The 23,188-nt window shown below is 48.7% G+C and carries 19 protein-coding genes and 1 tRNA gene; 8 read left to right on the top strand and 12 right to left on the bottom strand.

Annotation, left to right across the window (positions count from 1 at the left end):
• Nucleotides 1-57 precede the first annotated feature (57 nt).
• The 6 genes from P8H32_RS09480 to P8H32_RS09455 form a co-directional block, all read right to left on the bottom strand.
• Nucleotides 58-669, bottom strand: coding sequence for a PEP-CTERM sorting domain-containing protein (locus P8H32_RS09480; protein WP_297293126.1), 612 nt, complete (start codon nt 667-669; stop codon nt 58-60).
• Between the two features lie 222 nt (nt 670-891).
• Complete coding sequence (locus P8H32_RS09475; protein WP_301089264.1) at nt 892-3,522, bottom strand: tetratricopeptide repeat protein; 2,631 nt, start codon at nt 3,520-3,522, stop codon at nt 892-894.
• 92 nt (nt 3,523-3,614) lie between these two features.
• Nucleotides 3,615-4,964, bottom strand: coding sequence for a PEP-CTERM-box response regulator transcription factor (gene prsR, locus P8H32_RS09470; protein WP_297293124.1), 1,350 nt, complete (start codon nt 4,962-4,964; stop codon nt 3,615-3,617).
• 17 nt (nt 4,965-4,981) lie between these two features.
• Nucleotides 4,982-7,030, bottom strand: a complete 2,049-nt coding sequence (gene prsK, locus P8H32_RS09465) for an XrtA/PEP-CTERM system histidine kinase PrsK (RefSeq protein WP_297293123.1) — start codon at nt 7,028-7,030, stop codon at nt 4,982-4,984.
• A 130-nt stretch (nt 7,031-7,160) separates the two neighbouring features.
• A complete protein-coding gene (locus tag P8H32_RS09460) occupies nt 7,161-9,401 on the bottom strand; it encodes a DUF1631 domain-containing protein (RefSeq protein WP_301089263.1) in 2,241 nt (746 codons plus the stop codon).
• A 266-nt stretch (nt 9,402-9,667) separates the two neighbouring features.
• Complete coding sequence (locus tag P8H32_RS09455) at nt 9,668-10,630, bottom strand: polyprenyl synthetase family protein (protein WP_297293121.1); 963 nt, start codon at nt 10,628-10,630, stop codon at nt 9,668-9,670.
• A gap of 360 nt (nt 10,631-10,990) precedes the next feature.
• Between P8H32_RS09455 and rplU the strand changes: the two genes are divergently transcribed.
• The 4 genes from rplU to proB all read left to right on the top strand — a co-directional run bounded on the left by rplU (nt 10,991) and on the right by proB (nt 14,046).
• Nucleotides 10,991-11,302 carry a 50S ribosomal protein L21 gene (gene rplU, locus P8H32_RS09450; RefSeq protein WP_297293120.1) on the top strand — a complete coding sequence of 104 codons (312 nt, stop codon included), beginning with the start codon at nt 10,991-10,993 and terminating at the stop codon, nt 11,300-11,302.
• Between the two features lie 23 nt (nt 11,303-11,325).
• Complete coding sequence (gene rpmA / locus P8H32_RS09445) at nt 11,326-11,583, top strand: 50S ribosomal protein L27 (RefSeq protein WP_085758676.1); 258 nt, start codon at nt 11,326-11,328, stop codon at nt 11,581-11,583.
• Between the two features lie 124 nt (nt 11,584-11,707).
• The gene (gene cgtA / locus P8H32_RS09440) at nt 11,708-12,913 is read left to right on the top strand and encodes an Obg family GTPase CgtA (RefSeq protein WP_301089262.1); all 1,206 of its coding nucleotides are present in this window, start codon (nt 11,708-11,710) and stop codon (nt 12,911-12,913) included.
• 8 nt (nt 12,914-12,921) lie between these two features.
• Nucleotides 12,922-14,046, top strand: a complete 1,125-nt coding sequence (gene proB / locus P8H32_RS09435; protein ID WP_301089271.1) for a glutamate 5-kinase — start codon at nt 12,922-12,924, stop codon at nt 14,044-14,046.
• Nucleotides 14,047-14,117: 71 nt separating this feature from the next.
• Here proB and rpsT read toward each other — a convergent pair whose 3' ends face one another.
• Nucleotides 14,118-14,384: a 30S ribosomal protein S20 gene (rpsT, locus tag P8H32_RS09430; protein ID WP_297293118.1), complete on the bottom strand. Its 267-nt coding sequence runs from the start codon at nt 14,382-14,384 to the stop codon at nt 14,118-14,120.
• A gap of 483 nt (nt 14,385-14,867) precedes the next feature.
• Here rpsT and P8H32_RS09425 point away from each other — a divergent pair, with 483 nt between their 5' ends.
• A complete protein-coding gene (locus tag P8H32_RS09425) occupies nt 14,868-15,656 on the top strand; it encodes a tyrosine-protein phosphatase (RefSeq protein WP_301089261.1) in 789 nt (262 codons plus the stop codon).
• Nucleotides 15,657-15,679: 23 nt separating this feature from the next.
• Here P8H32_RS09425 and P8H32_RS09420 read toward each other — a convergent pair whose 3' ends face one another.
• The 3 genes from P8H32_RS09420 to P8H32_RS09410 form a co-directional block, all read right to left on the bottom strand.
• Nucleotides 15,680-16,075: a hypothetical protein gene (locus P8H32_RS09420; protein ID WP_297293116.1), complete on the bottom strand. Its 396-nt coding sequence runs from the start codon at nt 16,073-16,075 to the stop codon at nt 15,680-15,682.
• Nucleotides 16,076-16,083: 8 nt separating this feature from the next.
• The gene (locus tag P8H32_RS09415; protein WP_297293115.1) at nt 16,084-16,356 is read right to left on the bottom strand and encodes a hypothetical protein; all 273 of its coding nucleotides are present in this window, start codon (nt 16,354-16,356) and stop codon (nt 16,084-16,086) included.
• Nucleotides 16,357-16,548: 192 nt separating this feature from the next.
• Nucleotides 16,549-16,625 (bottom strand) — tRNA-Met (locus tag P8H32_RS09410).
• A gap of 244 nt (nt 16,626-16,869) precedes the next feature.
• On the opposite strand from P8H32_RS09410, the gene P8H32_RS09405 reads away from it, so the two are divergent.
• Complete coding sequence (locus P8H32_RS09405; RefSeq protein WP_301089260.1) at nt 16,870-18,024, top strand: 1-acyl-sn-glycerol-3-phosphate acyltransferase; 1,155 nt, start codon at nt 16,870-16,872, stop codon at nt 18,022-18,024.
• A 24-nt stretch (nt 18,025-18,048) separates the two neighbouring features.
• A complete protein-coding gene (gene dinG / locus P8H32_RS09400; RefSeq protein ID WP_297291444.1) occupies nt 18,049-20,163 on the top strand; it encodes an ATP-dependent DNA helicase DinG in 2,115 nt (704 codons plus the stop codon).
• Nucleotides 20,164-20,172: 9 nt separating this feature from the next.
• On the opposite strand, the gene P8H32_RS09395 is transcribed toward dinG, so the two are convergent.
• Nucleotides 20,173-20,802 carry a response regulator gene (locus P8H32_RS09395; RefSeq protein WP_297291443.1) on the bottom strand — a complete coding sequence of 210 codons (630 nt, stop codon included), beginning with the start codon at nt 20,800-20,802 and terminating at the stop codon, nt 20,173-20,175.
• A 170-nt stretch (nt 20,803-20,972) separates the two neighbouring features.
• Between P8H32_RS09395 and P8H32_RS09390 the strand changes: the two genes are divergently transcribed.
• The gene (locus tag P8H32_RS09390) at nt 20,973-22,526 is read left to right on the top strand and encodes a response regulator (RefSeq protein WP_297291442.1); all 1,554 of its coding nucleotides are present in this window, start codon (nt 20,973-20,975) and stop codon (nt 22,524-22,526) included.
• Here the strand turns inward: P8H32_RS09390 and rnt are convergent.
• A complete protein-coding gene (gene rnt / locus P8H32_RS09385) occupies nt 22,523-23,182 on the bottom strand; it encodes a ribonuclease T (RefSeq protein ID WP_297291446.1) in 660 nt (219 codons plus the stop codon). The genes P8H32_RS09390 and rnt overlap by 4 nt on opposite strands.
• Nucleotides 23,183-23,188 lie beyond the last annotated feature (6 nt).

Below are 23,188 nucleotides of genomic sequence, written 5' to 3'. Positions count from 1 at the left end.
AGAATTAAAAGGTATAAAAAAAGCGAGCTTAGCTCGCTTTTTTTACACTAATCGCTATTACTTCTGGCGACGGCTAATGCCTAAGCCAGCCAGGCCAAGACCCAGTAGCGCTAATGAACCAGGTTCTGGAACATACACATTAACACCAACGATCATATCGTCATGGTTGTCGTCCTGGTCGGCACCAGAGTCATCAAACAATAAGACGGCATCATAAAAGTTACCGTTGAGGGTGTAATCAAGAATAACTGCGAACGACTGCGGTGAGCCAAGAGGGTTGTTGGCACCATTGGTAACGCCTGCACTTACGTTCTCTGAATAGAAGTTAAAATCCAAGACCTGGTCTACGCCTAATGGTGCGCCCAGGTTGCTTACCGTAAAGCTTGAACCAACCGCATCGGTATTTTTAAGCTGTTCGCTACCAACGTTGAATTGATTAATGAAACCTGCTTCTTTACCGAGAAAGGTATACTTGGCTAATGTGAAAAAACCGTCATAAGTCACGTTTGCGCCAATGTTATACTCTTCACCAGAGCCGTTGGGGATTATGTCGTTAGTGCTGAATATTTCAAGTTCTACACCACCATCGGTTTTTAATAAACCGGCAGTAGCGCTAATTGAGAGTGATACTAGTAGTGCTGCTGCACCGATGAATTTAATAGACTTCATTGTCCTGTCCTTTTAAGTAGATGTGAGATCCAAAGATAATATAAATGTAACTATTCACACTAAGCATGAATGGTGCCAGTTTTTTTAACGTGTTGATAATGTTTAAAAATACCATTTTTGGTATTGGCGGTTGGAGGGGGATTTGTAAGCTATTCCGACAGCTTTTTGCGGTGGAGAACTGCCGGAATTGAAGGTTGGATTACGTGCTTTGGCCCAGGCGTTTTATAAGCTCTTTGCACTTTGGTAATGATCACTAATTTCCTGGTTACCTGGCGCCAACTCCGCAGCTTTTTTCAGCGCAGCCAGGCCTTTTGCTTTGTCTCCTTTATTGACCTCAATCCAGCCGTAGGTGTCTAAAATCGCTGGGTTGCCAGGGGCCAGTGTCGTCGCTTTGCGGGCGGTTTCTAATGCTGCAGGGTTGTCAGTTTCGAAATACAGCCAAGCCAGGTTGTTAAGGGCCATAGCGTCTGAAGGGTTCAGGCTGATGGCTTGGTTGTAATAGTCGGCAGCCGCCTTATGGCTGTCTTTTTGATGAAGTTCTAAGGCTTTAAAGGTTAAGGGTGTGGATGACTGGGGCAGTGCATTAATCCAGCTGTCTAGCAGCTTGCTGGCTTGCTCTTGATCGCCGGCCTTTTTGAGTGTGCGGTAATACAGTGAGCCGACTCGATCAGTGGGGGATATTTCCCAGGCAGCCTTAAGGTTGCTGATAGCTTCAGGCCACTGCTGCTGCGCGACAAATATTTTGCCCTTGAAATATTTGCCTGCCAATTCTCCTTGCTCTGCAAGTTCTATTTGGTCGGCAATGTTTGTAGCTTCGCTGTAGTTTTTACTTTGTAGTTCAAGGTCAATAAGGTCGCCGAGCAGTGCATTGTTACTCGGGGCCAGTTCAAGGGCTGCTGCCAGCCGCTTGCGTGCCCTATCAATATCACCGCTGGCTAGCAGGCGTTTTGACAGGCTTCTATAAATGGTAATGGCCGTATTGCTGGCATAGTTGGAAACAGGTTTTGTGGCGATGGCACTGTCGGCATATTTCAATGCCATGTCTGCCTGGTTTTCCCGGGCGAAATACTCTGCTAATACGGTGTGCAAGATGGCATTGTCTGGTGTGGTTGTAGCTTCGGCGGTTAGTTCGCTGATGATTTTGTCGCCTTGCTTTTGCGCCTGCTGGGCAGTAATCAGTCCTTTGTAGCCAGCGGCGCTGGGGTTTTCAGCGACGGCTTTGCGAAAGCTTTCAGTGCTTTTAGACCATTGTTGATTGATTAATTGTAGCCGGCCAAGACCCAATAAGGCGGGAACGTTATTGGGGGCCAGGCTAAGGGTTTTGTTGAGGCTTTTTTCAGCGGCGGCCTGGTCTTTGTTGGCGAGGTGAACACCGGTGGCTTGCAGGTATACGCTGGGGTCTTCAGGGGACTGTTGGATAAAACTGTTTACTAATTGCAGGGCTTTCTCTTGCTCACCGTTTTGCAGTAGTGCGCGAAGATAGCTATCTCGGACAGTTCTGTCTGCAGGGACTTTTCCCAGAGCTGTATTATATTGAGCATAGGCCTGTTGGTTTTTCCCCAGGGCTAAAAAATGGCTCGCCAAAATGGTGTGTAATTTATGCCGGCTGGGATCGATGGCCAGGGCTTTTTGTAGTGCCAGTGCTGCGCGGGTGTCGGTGTTATCGATATTTAACAGTGCCAGTCCGTAAACGGCTTGAATGCTGGCATCTTCAGGGCGGGACAGCAGGGCTTTTTCCAGTAATGCTACGGCTTTTTCCGGTTTGTTGAGGCGCAGTTGGGTGAGGGCCGTTGAGCTAATGACTTGGCTGCTTGAGGTTTCGGCATCAATATTGTCTTCGAGTAATTCCCCGGCTTCTTCTATGTCTCCTTGTTGCAGGTTAATCATCCCCAGTAGCATGCCGCTGATATTGTTGCTGGGGTAGTCTTGATAAATTTTGATCAGCAGTTCTTCTGCTTTTTCTACTTCGCCTGACTGGTAGAGGCCTAAGGCTTCATTAAATTGCTGCCTGGCTTTATGGGCTTCCGGGTTGGCTTCGGCGAGAAGTTTGGTGTAGATCAGGCTTTCACTGGTGCGACCAAGTTCAGTAAGGGTTTGCGCCAGTTGTGATAGCACTTTACCTTTAAGAGGCTCCATCAGGTCTGTTTCGCGTAAGTTTTGCAGTGCCTGTGTCAGGTAGTCTTCGGCACTGTTCAGGTCATTACTGAAATAAGCGGCTTGCGCTTTCAAAAACAGGGCTTGCGGGTTGTTGGGCCGTTGTTGAAGTAATGTATTAAGTGTTGATATCGCTTTTTGCTGTTCGCCGCTTTGTAGCTGCAGTTTGATTAATTCAATCGTTATCGCTGCATTGCCTGCGTCCTTGGCTAGCAGGTCAGTATAAATTTGTTCGGCTTCTTTAGTGTTCTTTAGGCCTGCTTCAATACGGGCTTGAATTAGCTGGGCTGCTGTTGATTGTTGGTCAATATTTTTTAGCGTGTTGATTGCCGATTGGTATTTGCCGACGGCTGCATAGGCTGTTGCTAATGGCAGGCTAATGTCTTTGGCGTTGTCGGTCAGAAGAGGTTCCAGAATATTGATGGTGCCAAAGCTATTGCCTAGTTTGTTGTAGATGCTGGCCAGTAGCAGATGGCCTTGTACTGAATCGGGGGAGTATTTAATGACATTGCGCGCTTCGATAATAGCTGCACGGTACTGACCTTGTTGAATATAGGAGGCAGCTGTTTTTTGGTGAATTTCTGCTTGTTTGGCATTGTCTGCTGTCTGGTCGCCACAACCGATGATGATCAGGCTGGCTGAAAGTAATGCTGTGTAGACTATATTTTTGGCGCTGACTCTGAAGTTTGGTATTTTCATGGTCTGGTATTCTCCGCAATCCTGTTTGCTCTTGTCTGTTACTAAAAACAGATGTCATTTTTTGGTTCTGTCATATTTTGGTTCAGTGGTTATTAATCTGTGAGGTCATATTTTTTTACCAGGTCATAGAGTGTGGGCCGTGTGACGCCAAGTAGTTTTGCCGCGGCTGAATAATTTCCGTCGGTCATTGAAAGTGCTCGATTAATGGCGCTTTTTTCTGCTTCCTGGCGAACCTGGCGCAGGTTGATTGAGAAATTTTCTACCTTGCTAATGCTTAAATCATCCGGGGTGATATGTTTGGTGTCACACATAATAACGGCGCGCTTGATTTTATTTTCCATCTCACGGATGTTGCCCGGCCAGGGGTAGGATTCTATAGCTTGAGTGGCCTCAGTAGAGAAGCTGGTCACTTTGCTTTTTTGGTCGGCGGTCATGGTTTCAAGGAAGTGTCGGGCTAATAGAATTTTATCGCCCTCTCTTTCCCGCAGTGGCGGAATGTTAATGACCATTTCACAAATTCGGTAATACAAATCTTCCCGGAAGGTGCCTTCGGCGACCATGTCTTCCAGGTTTTTATTGGTAGCGCAAACGACTCTAACATCGACCGGGATTTCTGCTCGCCCACCCACTCGCTCAATGACTCGCTCTTGTAAAAAGCGCAGTAATTTAGCTTGCAGTGGCAGTGGCATATCGCCAATCTCGTCGAGAAAGAGCGTGCCTTCCTGGGCGACTTCGACTTTGCCGATGGTTTGTTTGTTGGCACCGGTAAATGCGCCTTTTTCATAACCGAATAATTCGCTTTCCATCAGGTTTTCAGGAACAGCGGCGCAGTTAATCGCAACAAAGCGGTTGTCTTTTCGTGGGCTAATAGTATGGATAGCTTTGGCGAAGACTTCTTTACCGGTTCCGCTTTCACCGAGTAGTGTTGTGGTGACTGTTGTGGGGGCTACTTTTTCAATGGTGCCGCAAATACGTAACATTTGCGGGTCTGACGCGATAACGCCGTTAAGGGGGGATGTCTGCTGATTGTGGAGTTTTCTGTTTTGCTCTTCCAGTGCGAACATCTGGTAGGCGCGCTGTACAATCAGGTCCAGTGTTTCGGTATTGATCGGCTTTTGATAAAAATCATAAGCACCCAGAGCTACCGCTCTTACCGCATTTTCGTAATCGTGGTTGCCGGTAACAACAATGATTTTTGACGATGGAGAGAGGCTGCTGACCTCTTGAACGGTTTTAAAGCCTTCTTCTACGCCTTCTTCATCCGGCGGTAGGCCAAGGTCCTGCAATATAACGGCGGGCTCGTGTTGGCGTACTGCGGCGATGGCTGCTTGCCGGTCGCCGGCAATAATTACGTTGTACTTGTCGAAGTGCCAGCGGAGTTGGCTTTGTAGTCCTGCATCATCTTCAACGATTAGCAGTGTTTTTTCGGTGTCTTTGCTCATAAATTTTTCTGGGTCATTTATAGGGCGTTAGCGGGAATGGAGATGGTGAATGTAGAACCTTCGCCGGGTGTACTTTCGACATTAATATTGCCACCCATATCGACGATAAATTCCTGGGTCTGGTAAACACCAATACCCATGCCTTTTCCTGATTTGGTTGTATCAAAGGGTTTAAACAGGCGATGACGGATAAAGTCTTCTTCCATGCCTGAGCCATTATCTTCGATGGTTATAATGGCATTTTTTCCCTCTTGGCGTAAAGTGACATCCACAAAACCTGAGTTCTGTGTGGCTTCTTGTCCATTTTTAATAATATTGGCTAAGACCATAATTAATAGGTCCTGGTCAGCCACGACTTTTATATCTTTACTCTCTAGTCGCAATGAAGCAGAGGGCTTATGGTCCTGGCATTTTTTAGCGGCCTCCATTAACACTTTGTGCAGCTCCAGGCTTTTAACTTCACTGGCTTCCTGTTGTTGCAGCTTGCGCAGCAGGTTGCTCATTCTACCGACGGAGTTATCAATGGTTTTGATGGCATCTTCGACAAAGGCTGGGTTCTCTTTGTGCCTGGCGGCATTTTCTACCACCAGTCCCTGTTGTGCGATCAGGTTTTTAAGGTCGTGCATGATGAAGGCGGTGAGTTTGTTAAAGGCATCAAATTGTTTTGAGCGGGCTAGTTGTTCAGCAGCCTCGTGGCGGTCAAGGTAGCTGGCCACCTGTCGCCCTACGGTTTTTAGCAGATCCAGGTCTTCCCAGGTCAGGGAGGTGTCGTGTTTGGGCTCTTTAAGTGCAATAAACCCTAATAGCCTGGTTTCGGTAAGTAGCGGCAGCACCAGCCATAAATCGGGAATGTCATAAATCCATGGGGGCAGTTGGCTATTGGCAGTGCCCATTGATGCTTTGCCAGTGCCGTGGGGAGAAAATACCCATTCCTTTTCAATCATTAGTTGGCAGAAGGGGGTGTTGAGTTCTTCTGTCATTTCCGGTGAGATATTTTCCATATTGTGGGTTTGCACGGGCCGGTAGGCGCGCTGGCTTTCCAGCCAAAGGGCGCCCCCTTCACTTTTAAAAATAGAGGCCACCATGTTAATAGCTCGTTCGTGAAAGTTGTCTTGAGCTGTAGATTGTGTGAGTGAGCTAATCAGGCCCAACCACTCCGCCCGGTAGTCGTATTTGTGACGAAAAAAGTGCTTGCTGATCCAGACATTGATACGTGAGCGGATGGTGCTTGAGACGAACAGGATAACAGTGGTAAACAGTGCACCAAACAAGATGGCCACCTGAACCACGCTTCCCCAGCGGCCGCCATAAAGCTGGACGTAGTAACCACCGACGGCAATCAGCGCAAGGAAGCTGCCAGCCACTGACATGCTGGTGGTATAGAAGGCAACAGGGCGAGATACTGAGAGTACCGAGCGTTCTGACTTCTGTGATGTCAGGGCCAATGAGCCCAGGCACAGGGCCAGTGCCGCCAGCCCATTAACGGCTCCCCTTGATTGCCAAAGCCCCACATCTATTTGGTTGAAAATCAAGCTGTATGAAAACAGGTAAATGTCGTAGGCGAACAGTGCACCGATAGCCACACTGATTAGCTTCATTAACCGTTGCTGGCTGGTATTTCTGTAAAGCTGCTCAACTGTAACAAGGCCGGCAATAGAGAGAATCAGGCTATTCCAGATCAGCAGGTTGCTGTCCTGAATCAAGGGGTGGTGGGCGGCACTTAGGCCGATGATTAAGAAGAGGCTAATCAGCCAGAGCCCATTGATGGAATATCGGAGCTTCGCTTCCAGTTTTTGCCCCAGGGTGTGCTGTAGTGAGGCTAGCAATGCGGCTATCCAGGCACCATAACGCAGGGTTTCCAGCATTAGCAGGTATTCTCGCTCAAGGCTAACATACTGGTAGTTGGCGGCTATGGCCAGATTCCAGAGTGCGGTGATGGTGCTGGCAATAATGAGTGAGTAGTGAGTAAGTTTTATCCTCCATGAATAAACAAAAGCGACGGTCAGTAATGCGAATGCGACGCTACCTGCGGAGTAGCTAATATAGGCTATGTGGTTTTCCTGCATAGTGGTTGCTTATTATGTGTCTGGGGAGAGGGTTCGATAAAGTTACAGCCTCAAGTATAGCTGTTCGGGGTGATATTGCTGTTTTGGTGAAGGGAAATGGTACTTTTATGAATAGAAAAGCGGCCTAAACTCAGCTTGCCTTGGTTGATTGATTGTTATTTAAGCTATTTAGGACGTTACCCATGGCCCGGTCAAAGAGATTGCCCCTTTCCAGGATGGTAATGCGTCCGGCCTGCATATCACAGGCGAAATCTTTGCGCAGTCTCTCTATGGCTTTAAAGCCAAAGCGATTAACAAACACATAGCTGTCTGAGGATTCAATTCTGGAGGCCAGTTTACAGCGAGTTACTTTACCGGTCTTGGCATCTTCAAAAGAGAGCCAGGTCTGTAAAGGGAGTTGTTCGGCTTTGCGAATATACTCATAAGTTAGTTGTTTGTAGCGAGCTTGCTGGCGCTCTACGCCGGTCATTTGCTGCCAGCTTTTGCTGCCACTACCCGGTGTATGCCCAAGGACTTCTGCCTGGCTGGTGCTTAGCGGTCTCATTTGGATGTCGCTATGCCCGGAGGTGTGAAGCTCATCCAGGGTTTTCTCCAGGCTGTTAATGCAATCTTCAGCGGCTTCTCGAGTAGCTGCAATCTGGGTCATGCCTTCGTTGATACGATTTAACAGGCCGGGTTTGATTTTTTGGTAGCGGCTTTGTGATTTGGCATCATTGTGTGCCTGGCTGGCCCAAATAAGGTCATCAATTAGTTGGGTGGCATCAATCCATTCCGAGCTTTCTTCACCATGCTTCAGGTGAGACATAATCAGCAGATTAAGCCAGTGCCTGGTTAAAAAATCACTGATCTTTTCCGGCAATTCGGCCGTTTCAAGTTTTTCAAACATCACTTTTTGTGACATCAGCCTGGCCAGTTTTGTGCGGGCCTGTCCCTCTGCTGCCTGACCGATGCGCTTTTCAATAAGTGCGGATTTGTGCTCGGTCTGCTGGATAAACTTCTCCAGTTCGTTCAGCTTATCAATAAATATCTGGTCGCTGTTGTTGTAGTTTTCATTGATGTCCTGGGTAATGGCGGTCATCAATGAGAACAGGCGATCGCGCTGTAGTTGGCTGGATTCATCCCAGCCAATACTGGCTTCTGCAATCGCATTAATTAAGCGGCGTGCAGGGTGCGAACTTTTGCTGAAAAACTTCTTGTCGTTTAAGGCGACTTTTAAAATAGGGATTTGCAGGCGGCTTATCAGTGCTTGTACAGCCACAGGTAAGTTGTTGTCATCCAGCACAAAGTCAAAAAACATGGCCACCAGATTGATCACATCATCATCGGGTTGTTGCAGGGCTTTATCGGGAGCATCGCCGGCTTCAGACAGAATGGAGCCAATAACCTGCCTCAGGCTTTCAGCCAGCTGCAGTTCTTTGTTGGCTGGTGGTGGCGCAATAGTTTGCTGAATCGTAGTTAGCAGTTGTAGCAGGTCATCGTTAGAGACTGTCGGGCCAGTGTTTCTGGAATAGGCGGTGTAGTTTGGAATCAGGCTTTCGATAGCAGCCGGGTTTTGCTGCCTTAGTGATGACAGTAAGTTACTAAGCTCGGCAAACTCGAATTCAATATTTTGATTTTGCTGTGTGCCGGTGGATCTTTGCGCCGGTGTTTCGCTGTTGCCTTGGTTCTTGTTGTTGGCGTAGCTGCGAGTATTGGGCAGCACGCCGGCTTCTACCAGCAGGTTGTTGGCCGATGAATAAACCGTTGCCAGTTTTGAAATTAACAGGCGATCAAACTGCTTAAACAGGATGATTCTAGCTTTAATATTCAGGTCCAGCATTTTGCAGGCATCGGCAAAATAGCGGCAAATTTGCTGGGGATCCATCGGGTTGTTTTGATCAGTAATGGCCGTGTTAGGCATGAGGTAATCAAACCTCAGGTTCAAGTGATAGAGGCTTTCCTGGCAATTAACCCGAGCCTTGCTGACCATACTGGCAATGGCGACATCCTGTTCCAGAATATCGTTTTGTACCAAACTAAGGCTGGTGTGGTCATCGGCGATGTTATCGAGGTCGGAGGATGGGGTGCTGGTTTGGGCGGCACTGGCAATCTGGTGGAAGCCGGTTTCTATTTCACTCTTGAAGGCCGCTATCACTCCGTGCTTTTTAAGCCTGACTTCACGCATGGACTCAAAGTAGAGATTTTGCTCGCTATTGGTGGCTGCTCGGCTGGATAAATCAAAAAACAGGTCATCGCAGGAACTAAACAGATTTTCCAGATGCGCTAGCAAGATGGAGGCTGAATTATCTTTAATCTGGCGCAGCAGCACAGGGATTTCAGTTGCATTGTTCTTGGCGGGTGCAGCCTGTATGTAATCAGAGTCTTTGTTCATCGTCAGCTTCAAGTATGTCGGAATCACAATTAAACATCCTGCAATATATGTGCCTTAACTGCTTACAAGTTGGCGGTATTGTTTAAGCAACAATAGCTTGTTTTTTAAGTGCTTGTTATTAATGACATAAACGGGATTTCCCTTATCTGTGCCACTAAGACATTATGTTAGATGTGGCCAAAGTATAGGCGTTAGAGCGATATAGCGAGGGGCGCATGTAAAAAAAACCGACGAAAATAGTGGACTATTTCCCTAAGAGGGGCAGCTTAGCTGTTTCTGGAGACTGCTAAATGGGCCAGCCGTATTAACGATTCCTTATAAGGGCTGTCTTTGCAGTCGTTGATAATGGCAGCAGCGGCCTGGCTTTTCTGTTGGGCCAGCTGTTTGGTATAAGTCAGCGCATCACAGCGTTGCACGGCGCTAATAACATGGCTGAGTTGGTCGATACTTTTATTGCTGATGGCATCATAAACAAGAGTCGCATCTTCCTGGCTGCCTTGTTTCATGGTGTAAATCAGGGGCAGGGTGGGCTTGCCTTCGGCCAGGTCGTCCCCTACGTTTTTACCCATTTCTTCGGCATTGCCCTCATAATCAAGTACATCGTCAACCAGTTGGAAGGCCAGCCCAAGATCCAGCCCGTATTGGTAGAAACGGTCGATCTCCTGCTGTTTGGAGCCGGCTAAAATCGCGCCGCAGGCGGTTGCCGCGGCAAATAGCACGGCAGTTTTATTCTTGATCACCTCAAAATAATCTTCTTCGGTGGTGTTGGGGTCTCCCGCTTTGGTTAATTGCAGTACTTCACCTTCGGCAATGGTATTAGTGACCTCGGACATCAGTGTCATCACCTCCATATTGCCGATGGAGACCAGTAGCTGGAAGGCGCGGGTATACAGAAAGTCCCCTACCAGCACGCTGGGAGCGTTACCCCATTCCGCATTGGCGGTGGGTCGGCCGCGGCGCAGGGTGGAGATATCCACCACATCATCGTGCAGCAGGGTGGCGGTATGGATAAACTCAATCACTGCCGCCAGTGTCAGGTGGTCTTTATTCAGGTTGCCACAGGCACCACCGCTGATCAGGGCCAGCATGGGGCGCATACGTTTGCCCCCAGCATCTACGATATAGTGGCCGATATTCTCAACTAAGGGGACGTTGGAGTGGAGTTGGTCGATAATCAGTTGATTAACCGCTTCAAACTCTTTGGCGACGACCTTACGAACCTGTTGCATAACTATTATGGGTGCCTGGCTAGCCTAATCGGGACGCTATTCCTTATTGAACAGCGGGAGCCGCATGCTAGGGGGATGCTGTTATGGTGTCAAGCGGGCTGAGCCCACAGCATAATCCGGGGCAGTTGGTTGGTTTTAACGGTATTTTAGGGCTTGTCCTGTCTCCATAACTACCGTAGAATGCGCCTCCCAAATCTGAACCCGACCCCTTTTTAGGATTCTGAGGAATACTGGATTGAGGCATGGGCTTAGTGCCTGGACTTGTACCGATTGTATTGATTGTCATAGGGATGATTGCTACAGCCGGCTGTACCACGCAAGACCTATATGCAAGCAGGCCAATATTAGTGGAGTAAAGCTATGTACGCTGTTATTGAAAGCGGTGGTAAGCAACACCGAGTCAAAGAGGGTGAAACCCTCAAGTTAGAAAAAATTGAAGTCGCCATTGGTGAGTCGATTGATTTCGATAAAGTATTAATGGTTGGCGAAGGTGAGAGTGCCAAAATTGGCGCCCCTTACGTTGATGGTGGAAAAGTGACTGCCGAGGTTGTTGACCAGGCCCGTCACAAGAAAGTGAAAATCATGAAGTTCCGTCGTCGTAAACATTCTATGAAGCAGGCTGGTCACCGTCAGTGGTACACTGAAGTGAAAATTACAGCTATTAAAGGCTAACAGACTAACGAGGAGAAGTAACAATGGCTCATAAGAAAGCAGGTGGTAGTACTCGTAACGGTCGCGATTCTAATGCCAAGCGCTTAGGTGTTAAGCGTTTTGGTGGTCAGGATGTATTGGCTGGTAACATTTTGGTTCGTCAGCGTGGTACACGTTTCCACGCCGGTGAAAATGTTGGCCTGGGTGTAGATCACACTCTGTTCGCCAAAGCCGATGGTGTAGTAAAGTTTGAAGTGAAAGGCCCGAAAAATCGCAAATATATCAGCGTTGTTTCTGCCTAAGCACGAGAAAGTTTGATAAAAAGCCTCGTCATATGACGGGGCTTTTTTATTTGCGGATTAATCAACTATTATCCATCACATGTCCAATTACATTGAATCGTGATGTCGAAAGCGGAGAACAGGCATGAAATTTGTCGATGAAGCTACTATTAAGGTGCAGGCCGGTAATGGTGGCAATGGCGCACTCAGCTTTCGCCGTGAAAAATATGTTGCTGAAGGCGGCCCCGATGGTGGTGATGGTGGTGATGGCGGCAGTGTTTGGCTACAAGCTGATTTTGCGGTTAATACTATGGTGGATTACCGCTTTCAGCGCTTTTACCAGGCAGAAAATGGTAAAGGGGGTAGCGGAAGAAATTGTACCGGTAAAGGCGGCAGTGATTTAACGCTTACAGTACCGGTAGGCACCACAATTATCGATGACGACACCCAGGAAGTTTTAGGTGATTTGGCAGAGCACGGTCAGCGTATCAAAGTGGCGCAGGGTGGTTTTCACGGTTTGGGTAATACCCGCTTTAAATCGAGCACCAACCGGGCACCCAGACAAACATCACCGGGCTCAGAAGGTGAGTTCCGCAATCTGAAATTGGAATTAAAGGTTTTAGCGGATGTGGGTTTGCTGGGGCTGCCCAATGCGGGTAAGTCGACCTTTATCCGTGCAGTATCGGCGGCGAAGCCTAAAGTAGCGGGCTATCCGTTTACGACTATGGTGCCGAACCTGGGTGTGGTAAAAGTGCAGGCCCACCGCAGCTTTGTGGTCGCTGATATCCCGGGCTTGATTGAAGGTGCCTCCGAAGGTGCAGGTTTGGGGATTCGCTTTTTAAAGCACCTGACCCGTACTCGCTTATTACTGCATCTTGTTGATATGGCGCCTTTCGATGGCAGTGACCCCGCTGAGGCGGCGCAGGCGATTATTACTGAGTTAGAGCGTTTTAGCCCTACCTTGCATCAGCGCGACCGCTGGTTGGTATTGAACAAAATGGATCTGCTGCCAGAAAATGAGCGCGAAGAGCGATGCCAGAAGGTGATTGATGCGCTGGGCTGGCAGGGGCCGGTTTACTCCATTGCGGCTATTAGTAAGCTGGGTGTCGAGCCTATCTGTGGTGATGTGATGGCTTATCTTGAAGCCTGCAAAGAAAGAGAATTGGAAGATCCTGAGTTGGTGGCTATGGAGGCTGATATCCAGAGTCGCATGCAGGAAGAGTCACGCCTGCGAATCCAGCAATTGGCTGCAGTGCGCAAAGCGGCCAGGGCTGCCAGGCAAGCAGAGCAAGATGACGATGATGATTGGGATGAAGATGATTACGATGTTGAGGTGGTCTACGAACCTTGAGTGAAATGATGAATACGCAGCAAACAACCGTTAGGCCCCAGCGCTGGGTCGTTAAAATTGGCAGTGCATTGCTGACCGCCAATGGCAAAGGTCTGGATATGGAGGCTATTGCCGGCTGGACTGCACAGATGGCCGAGTTGCGCCAGCAGGGCATAGAGCTGGTATTGGTCTCATCCGGTGCTGTCGCGGTGGGTATGAGTCGTTTAGGCTGGGTTGAAAGGCCCCATGCCCTGCATGACCTCCAGGCAGCCGCTGCACTGGGCCAGATGGGGCTGGTGCAGGCTTATGAGTCCTGTTTCCAGAAGTTTGACCTGCATACTGCCCAGGTCTTGTTGGGGCATGATGATATCTCCGCTCGCGACCGTTATTTAAATGCCAGGGGCACACTCACCACGCTGTTAAAGCTGGGGGTGATTCCTGTGGTGAATGAGAATGACACGGTGGTGACCGATGAAATCCGCTTCGGTGACAATGACACACTGGCTGCGTTGGTGGCCAACCTGATTGATGCTGACCGTTTGATTATATTGACCGACCAGGAGGGTTTGTATAGCGCCGACCCACGCACTAACCCTGATGCCAAATTGGTGATTGAGGCGGCAGTTGATGACGAGAATCTGGAGCAGATGGCCGGAGGCAGCGCTGGAGCACTGGGTCGTGGCGGTATGGTTACCAAGGTGCGGGCGGCTAAATTGGCTGCTCGGTCCGGTGCCAGTACGGTGATTGTGGGGGGCGAATTCCAGGATGTATTGTTGCGCCTTTCCCTTCAGCAGGCCTTGGGTACATTGCTAAAAGCCAAGCAGCGGCCACTGGTGGCCCGCAAGCAGTGGCTGGCAGGCATGTCGCAGTTAAATGGCACGGTGCAACTGGATGATGGGGCGGTAAAAGTGTTGCGCGAATCAGGCCGTAGTTTATTGCCTGTAGGTGTCAGGGCAGTTTCCGGGGCTTTTAGCCGGGGTGACCTGGTGTCTTGTACGGATCGGGCCGGTAATGAAATTGCCCGAGGCCTGGTGAATTACAGCGTTTTTGATGCCCGGCAAATTATTGGTAAGGCCAGTCAGGAGATTGAAGAGATATTAGGCTACCAGGGTGAAGAGGAATTGATTCACCGGGATAATCTGGTGTTGATGTAATCTTGCGGGGCTTAAGCACCAGGCATAAAAAAACCGGCTATCGCCGGTTTTTTTGCCTTCAGGCTACTCAATTAAGCAGCCAGGGCCTTTACCTGTGAGTTAAGGCGGCTCTTATGACGAGCAGCTTTATTCTTGTGAATAATGCCTTTGTCTGCCATGCGGTCAATAACCGGTACGGCTGCGGCGTAGGCTGCAGTAGCTTCTTCGGCATTGCCAGTGGCGATAGCGGCCAATACTTTCTTGATAGAAGTACGAACAACAGAGCGAAGACCGGCATTGTGCTGGCGACGCTTCTCGCCCTGGCGGGCGCGTTTTTTGGCTTGTGGTGAATTCGCCATGGTTTAAATCCTGTGTCTAATGTGGTCTTTAAAAAAGAGTGGAAAATTAGGAGGCGGGATTATTCCTTGTAAAGACCTCGATGTCAACCGCATCGGCTAGTTATTGCTGGTTTTTAGTGATTAAAAATGTAACTAGTTGGCAGGGCTGTTTGTGAACCCGCGTAAAACCTGGGCTCCCTCCGTCAATAAAATAATTGCCAACTTTTTACCCATGAAGTCAGGCGCTAATAAGGCTAAGCTGAATTCATGTTAATCGGATAGTGAATGCTGCTTGTTGCTATGAAATGCTGCAGGCCCAGGTGGCGGTAAACCGCTACCGAGCTCGCTTTGCTGGACTAAGTCTTTAAGTTTTCACGTAGCTCTCCCCTCGTGAGCTGGAGCCACCTTTGGTGGCTCCTTTTTTATTTCTTCTTTATTATTACCCCCCTTCTATCTATAGCGATCTATCTATAATCACCCCGGAAAAATAACAGAGCCGTAAATATGTTTGATGATAAAACTGATGTTGCCACCCGTCGCCATATCCCCTTTGAGGGAACCCCTAACTTTCGTGATTACGGTGGCTATAAAACAAGGGATGGTCGAGCTATAAAATGGCGCCAGCTATTTCGTTCCGGCGAGTTGTCCAAGCTTACCGATAATGACCAGGACCAGTTTGGTAGCCTGGATATCCGTATAGTCTTTGATTTCAGGCGGGATGATGAGCGACTAAAAGACCCCAGTCTATTGCCTGAATCCGCGATGCCGGAAATGGTTCCGTTGCCGATTAACCCCGGCAATGCGGTGGATTTTGTAGAGATAATCGCGGCGGGTACAATGAATAGCGAGCAGCTGGCCGGCTTTATGTGTGACGTTAATAAAGAGTTCGTTTTTGACCAGTCGGAACAATACCGAAAAATGTTTAGCTGTTTTTTAAATCTGGATGAGGGCGGGTCTTTGGTGCATTGTGCGGCGGGTAAAGATCGCACGGGTTTTGCAGCGGCAATGATGTTATCGGCCCTGGGCGTATCACGGGAAACTATTTTTGCGGATTATATGCTGACAGCTGATTACCTTTCGGTTGATAAGGAGGTTGCCCGCATCAGTCAAAAATACCAATGGCCGGGTGAGCCAGAGGTTATGCGCCCGATGCTGGAGGTGCGGCCCGACTATTTGCAATCTGCCTTTGAGATTATCGACAAGGAGTTCCCACGGGTTGAAGATTATTTGCAGGAAGTTTTAGGGATGGGCGAGGTTGAGCGCAACTGGTTGCAATCGCGTTACCTTGTATAAATAGCAGCAGAAGGCGGGCAACCTTATTGCTGTTCTTTTTGCTTGCGCTTTTCTTTGCTTGCCGAGTTGATGCTGTGATTAAGTCTTTGGTAGTGCAGGTTTTGCAGATAAAAATGCAGGGGTAGGGCGGCTTGCTCATTGTTCTGTGTTGAATGGTCCTGTGTTGAATGGCCCTGTGTTGAATCAGCCACTATGCTCGATTGCTCGCCTGGCGAGAGCTTGAAGCCACTGCCTTTATAATTCGGCTCTATAGCACGTGCTAGTGGGCTTGGCTCATAGTAGTTATCGAGAATCTGCACAGCTTGCCTACCTGATAGTGAATTAGACAATAAATCACGGTTACCACTTAAGTGTAGCTGCCAGACATAAAAAACCCCAGCCTGATAATTAATCAGGCTGGGTTTAATACTTGCGCCCAAATAAGCGGTTAATCTTTACAGGCTTTCTTAGCGGTTTTGATCTGCTTCTGGTGACAGTTTTCCAGAGGATCACTACCCACACACCATTTTTTGCGGTTATCCCATGCGGTCAATATTTGTTTCTCGCCATTAGAGCATTTAACACTGAAGTTAGCGTATTCAACGCCGTCAGCGGTTGTGCCATTAGATTCGAAGGTGATGCTGGCAGGCCTGGCAGCCGAAGCGCTTAAAGAAAATGCAACTAAAGTGGTGGTTAAAGCAATTGATAGGTGTTTTTTCATGCCGAAGGTTCTATGTCGGGTTGGTTGAAAAAAATCGTGCGAGGATTTTAGCATTTGACCAACGGCTTACCAATCGTCTCGGCGGATATTGGTAATAGTTCACCTTAATCGGTGGGTAGGTTTTTTTAGCGGCTGCGCCAGATGTAGTAGGTACCGATCCTCTGGCTTCTATCTAACGGGCGTATCTTGAATTGGTAGCGGGGGCCAGATTTGAACTGACGACCTTCGGGTTATGAGCCCGACGAGCTACCAGGCTGCTCCACCCCGCATCAATAAGCTCTGTCGAAACAACAGGCCGTTGCTGGCTGTTGTTAAGCAAGGCGCGCATCATAGGGATTAGCATGGGGGGCGTCAAGCTAATTCAGATGGATGACGCTAATTAGTTCGTGCCTGCCTTCAAGTCATGGTTTATCTGCGTGGTTTTTGTTCGATCGGGTGCGTTGCGGATGACTAAGCAGCCCATTTCCGGTATCGTTCGCCGCCAATCAAGTTTAACTAAAGGTAGTGAATCACATGGGCCAGTTTGCGGATATCCGTCCCTATAATAATGAAGAAGTGGCTTCCGTTTTAAACAATTTGCTGGCTGATGATGAGCTGGTTGCTGCGGTGGCCAGCTTAAAACTGGGCCCATGGCATAAAGCCTTTACCTGGCTGGTTTATCCCATTATTCGTTTTGTCATTTCACGCCAGCTACGGGGTGTTAGCACCGTCGAAGATTTTCAGCATGTGGTCAAAGGGTATATGGACGGCATGATAGAAAGCACCACCACAGGCCTTACCGTATCCGGATTGGACGCATTGGACCCGAATAAACCCTATCTGTTTATGAGCAACCATCGCGATATCACCATGGACCCCGCCTTCGTTACCTATGCGCTATATCACAACGACCATGATACCGTGCGCATTGCCATTGGTGACAATCTGTTAACCAAGCCCTATGTATCCGACTTAATGAGGCTAAATAAAAGCTTTATCGTAAAGCGCTCCGCCAAGGGGCCACGGCAAATACTGGCTGCCTATAAAATGCTGTCCAGCTATATTCGTCACTCCATAGAAGAAGATAACAACCCCATATGGATTGCCCAGCGCGAAGGTCGAGCCAAAGATGGTAATGACCGTACTGAGCCTGCCATTATAAAAATGCTGGCTATGAGCCAACAAAAACAGACAGAAAGTCTCTCTGACTATATTAATAAGTTACATATTGTGCCGGTCTCTATTTCTTATGAGCTAGACCCCTGCGATGGTGCTAAAGCGAAAGAGCTTTATGAAACCGCCACCCACGGTGAATATCAAAAAGACGAGCATGAAGATGTAGAGTCTATTGCCAAAGGTATTGCTGGTAATAAAGGCAATGTACATGTGTCTTTTGGTGTGCCATTAGAAGGTGAGTTTGACAATGCCGATGCGGTAGCTGATGCCATTGATCGACAGGTTGTTGGCAACTATGTGCTACATAGCAGTAACTTTTTTGCCTATAAATTGTTGCATGGGCACTATCCCGAAGGTGTACACTCCAGTGATCACCAGACTTTTTCCGCACAGGATTTAGCCGCGGGCGAGGCAGCCTTTAGTGCGCGTATTAATGCCCTACCTGCTGAGCACAGAGAGTTTGCACTAGGTATTTACGCGAATACGATTGACCGCAAAAAAGATTTTGCCTGATCTTTTTCATGATAGTTGTGCTGCATGTTAACTGACACCATAAAAGAATCCATCCAATCGGCTTATACCTCCTTGCTGGATAGCAAAGAGTTAAAAGCCCGCTATGGCCAGCGTTTAATGATCGCCGAAGTGGCGCGCACGCTCACAGCAAAAAATGACCAGCAAGATACGCCAGTCTGCGTCGTAGAGGCGGGAACGGGTACGGGCAAAACCATCGCTTATACCGTAGCTGCGGTACCCATTGCCCAAGCTTTGGAGAAAACTCTGGTCATCTCTACCGCAACCGTTGCCCTGCAAGAACAGATTATTCATAAAGACCTGCCCGATATTTTACGTCACAGTGATCTGTCATTTAATTTCGCCCTGGCTAAAGGTCGTGGGCGTTATTTATGCCTGTCTAAACTGGATGCGGTGTTGCAAGATAGCAACGCTAACAGTGAAGCTATGGCGCTTTATCCCGACGAACAACAGGCGCAGGTGGATACGCAAACATTGAATGTTTATCAGGATATGCTGACCGCACTAGGGGCGGGTGACTGGGATGGTGACCGCGATGCCTGGTCGCAGGAATTGGATGTGCCAACCTGGTCCAGGGTCACTACTGATCATGCTCAGTGCACGGGTCGTCGCTGCGCCAATATTAGTCAGTGCTGTTTTTATAAAGGGCGCGAGCAGTTAGGCAGCGTTGATGTGATTGTCACCAATCACGATTTGGTATTGGCAGATTTAGCTTTGGGCGGTGGCGCCATTTTGCCCGACCCTGAAGATTGTATTTTTATTTTTGATGAAGGCCATCACTTGCCGGATAAGGCGATTAACCATTTTTCACAATTTAGCCGCGTGCGTTCAACCGAGCGCTGGTTAGACCAGGGTATTAAAGTGCTGGCCAAAGCGGCGCCGCAGTTGGGTAATGCTGCCGGTATTGGGCGACACCTGCAGGCCCTGCCGCCGATTATGGAAACGCTTAAACAGCATATGGGTATGCTGTTTAATAGTTTGGAATCCATGGTCAGTGTTGAGCCTGGTCGTCGTGGTTCTATTCCTACCCATCGTTTTGAACAGGGTTTGGTGCCGGATGTGTTAAGAGCGCAGGCCACTGAGTTGGTCATGCAATTTCGCGGTATGCAGGATGCATTGGACGGCTGCTGTAAATTATTGGAAGAGGCGATGGAAGATGCCGAGCATGCGATTCCTAAAACCATCGCCGAAGCCTGGTTTCCACCCCTGTCGATGTTGCGTGGCCGTGCCGAGGGTAACTACTCTTTATGGTCTGATTACAGCCATGCCAATACTGTGGAAGACCCGCCACGCGGTCGCTGGATTGCGGTGGTAGAGGGCGCCGGTGGCAATCTGGATTTTGAAGTTTCCACCAGCCCGATTTTGGCGGCGAACACTTTATCCCAGTATTTATGGAACCGCTGTTACGGCGCGGTTATTACCTCCGCAACCTTAACTGCACTGGGTGGTTTTGATCGTTTTAAGATGCGTGCCGGCACGCCGGAGCAAACCAATTATGCCGTGGTGCCCAGTCCGTTTAATTTTGCTGAGGCCGGTGAATTAGTGGTGCCGCAAATGCCCTGTGAACCTTCCGATGCAGAGGCCCATACTGAAGCGCTTATCGATATGCTGCCGGAACTATTAAATAGCAAACAGGGTAGTCTGGTGCTATTTGCTTCCCGCCGCCAAATGGAGCAGGTGTTTGAAGGAATTACTTTAGAGTGGCAGCAGCGCATTATTATGCAGGGGCATTATCCCAAACACGAAGTGCTAAGAATGCATAAAGAAGCAGTGGATGCCGGTGATGGCAGTGTGATTTTTGGCTTGGCCAGTTTTGCCGAGGGTGTTGACTTACCCGGTTTGTATTGCACCCATGTGGTGATTGCCAAAATCCCTTTTGCAGTGCCAGACCAACCTGTCGAGTCGGCATTGGCGGAGTGGATTGAAAGTCGTGGCGGCAATCCGTTTATGGATATAACCGTGCCGGATGCCGCACTTAAACTAGTGCAGGCCAGTGGCCGTTTATTGAGAACAGAAACCGATAGCGGCAGAGTGACTTTGTTAGACCGCCGAGTGGTTAGTAAGCGTTACGGCCAGGCGATGTTAAATTCCCTGCCGCCGTTTAAGCGTACCGTGGCTTAAGCAAAGATTTCAGGCGTGCTGGCTATTTATCTCAGCTTCGACAGATAAATACATTCTCACCAAATGGGCCAGTGAGTTGGCGTTCAGCTTTTCCATTACCCGGGCGCGATGAATTTCTACCGTCCGCTGGCTGATATTCAGTTCAATAGCGATAACCTTATTCGCCTTGCCCTCCACCATCTGTCGCATTACATCGCCTTCCCGCGCTGTTAGTTCATTGATGCCGGCAAAGATGACTTGTTTTTGTTGCAGGCTATCGCGGTTCTCCTGGTCGAGGGTCATAGCCTGGCTGATTTTGTCCAGCAGCTCCTGCTCGCGATAGGGTTTTTGGACAAAGTCCAAAGCACCTTGTTGCATGGCTTCTACTGCCATCGGTACATCACCGTGTCCGGTTACAAAAATAATCGGTAGGATGGAGTTAATCTCGTTAAGCTTGCGGTGTAATTCCATGCCGTTCATGCCGGGCATACGGATGTCCAGCACAATACAACCGGCCATATCCTGGGAGTAAGCATCCAGAAAACTGTCGGCACTTGCAAAAGCCTGAACCCGGTAGCCAATGGACTCCAGCATCATTTGAAGTGAGTCCCGAACGGCATCGTCATCCTCGACGACATGAACACATGCAGCTATATCCATCTTGAATGCTCCAGCAATTTATTATTGGTTATCATTGATTTATATGGCATTTTGTCGCTTCAGTAAAGCCTTATCGATGTATTTATAGATATGCCCGTGTTGCTGATGCTAATCTAATAACTATAGCGGTGCTTTCAGCATCGCTGACAAGGCAAGGGCTTTATTCCACTATGAGTGATTTATCCATACCACAGGCAGAGCAAGAAAAAGGTGTATTGGAGCATGTGCTGCTGGTCGATGATAATCCTGTCAACCTGAAAATCCTTTATAAGACACTGTCTAATGGTGGTTATAAATTACTGACCGCCGAGGATGGAGAAACAGCGGTACAGATCGCTCAACAAACTAAACCCTCGTTGATCCTGCTCGATATTATGATGCCGGGTATAGATGGCTATGAGGTCTGTGAAATACTGAAAAACAACCCCGATACTGCCGATATCGCCATTATATTTCTTTCGGCACTGGAAATTAGTAGCGCCAAAGTTAAAGCCTTTGCTGTGGGCGGCGTGGACTATATTTCCAAACCCTTCCAGGCGGATGAAGTGGTTGCCCGTGTTCGCAACCATATAAAAATTCACCGTCTTGAGCGCCAGTTAGCCAGAAGAAATTTTGAGCTGGAATCTGAAAATCACCAAATATTCAATGCGGTCAGTGAAGGGATTATCGGCCTCGACAAAGATGGCCGTATTACTATGCTAAACCCCTCGGCGATGGTTATTTGTGGCTGGGCCGTGGCCGACTGCCTGGGAGAACAGCTAACTGCACTCAGGCTGTTTGAAGTGGATGAGACTGTTAAGATGCAGGAGCATGAAACACTGCCTTATCTTAGCTACCGTATGGGGCAGTCAGCCCATAGTGATATGAAGCTAATCAGGCGGCGAGACAATACCTTTTTACCCATAGCCATCACCTCAACACCCAGGGCCGAGGGCGGGGCGGTTGTTGTCTTTCGTGATATCAGTGAATGGTTAGACAGTGAAGAAGCGCTGCGTATTGCCCGCCAGGAGCTGGAGTCCCAGCGCCAGAATATTGCCCATATGGAGCGGTTAAATACTACCGGGGCAATGGCTGCGGGTATTGCCCATGAGGTCAACCAGCCGCTGACGGCGATTTCCAATTATTCCAGGGTTGCCCGGCGTCTATTGGAGCGTGAGAATTTCCAGCACCAGCAACTTGCCGAGTTACTGGACAAATTGAATGTTCAGTCTGAGCGTGCCTCTGAAGTGATCCACAGAATGCGCAGCTATGTAAAAAAACCCAACGGTGTGCTATCGGAGGTCGATGTTAATGAGATGGTCATGGAGGTGATAGTCCTGGCTGAGGTCGATTCACGCATCAATGATGTGAGCGTGCATTTTGAGCCGCAGTTGGACTTACCAGCCTTGCATTTGGATGTGGTGCAAATTCAACAGGTGACCCTGAATTTAATTCGCAATGCCATGGAGGCAACGGCAATGGCTAATAGCTCCGCCCAGGGCGTAATGGTAAAAACCGAGCGGCAAGGCAATGCGGTCTTTATCCGTGTTATTGATCATGGCGTTGGGATTGCAGAGGGTAAAGAAGATCAGGTGTTTAACCCTTTCTATACAACAAAAACCAATGGCATGGGCATTGGTTTATCAATCTGCCAGTCAATTATCCAGGCTCAGGGCGGGACCATTGGTTTTGAGCATAATCCAAAAGGTGGCGCCAGTTTTTACTTTAGTTTGGCGATTACCTAATCCGATGTTGGAGTAGGAAAACCACCAAGGTCCTTCCAGCGATTAACAATCAGGCAAAATAATTCCGCAGTTTTTTCTGTGTCGTAGGCCGCCGAATGTGCCTCGGCATTATCAAAAGCGATTTCCGCTGTTTGGCAGGCTTTAGCTAAAACCGTTTGCCCAAAGGCCAGGCCCGCCAGCGTCGCAGTATCAAATACCGAAAAGGGGTGAAATGGATTGCGCTTAATCTGGCAGCGCTCTACCGCCGCCATCACAAAACCGTGGTCAAAGTGAGCGTTGTGGCCCACCAGTACCGCACGGGTACAATCATGGGCTTTGACCTGTTTTCTGATAGCCTGCAGTAACTCGGTAAAAACCGTTTCTTCCGGGTCGGCTTCGCGAAAGGGATGGTGAGGATCAATACCGGTAAACTCCAGCGCCGCCGGGTCGAGATTAGCCCCTTCAAAAGGCACCACATTAAAGACAAAGGTTTTATCCGGTTTAAGATCGCCCCGGTCGTCCATGGTCACAGTGGTGGCTGCAATTTCCAGTAAACCATCGGTCTGGCAATCAAAGCCGCCGGTTTCCACATCGATCACCACGGGTAAAAAACCGCGAAACCGTTTCGATAGTGGGTGAAGTTCTTCTTCGTTAAACTGTTCGTCGTTCACATATATTCCTTA

It is taken from the genome of Oceanicoccus sp. (assembly GCF_029238675.1).
In the GTDB taxonomy this organism is placed as follows: Bacteria; Pseudomonadota; Gammaproteobacteria; order Pseudomonadales; family Dasaniaceae; genus Oceanicoccus.
This window is presented reverse-complemented; position numbering and strand designations above follow the sequence as displayed.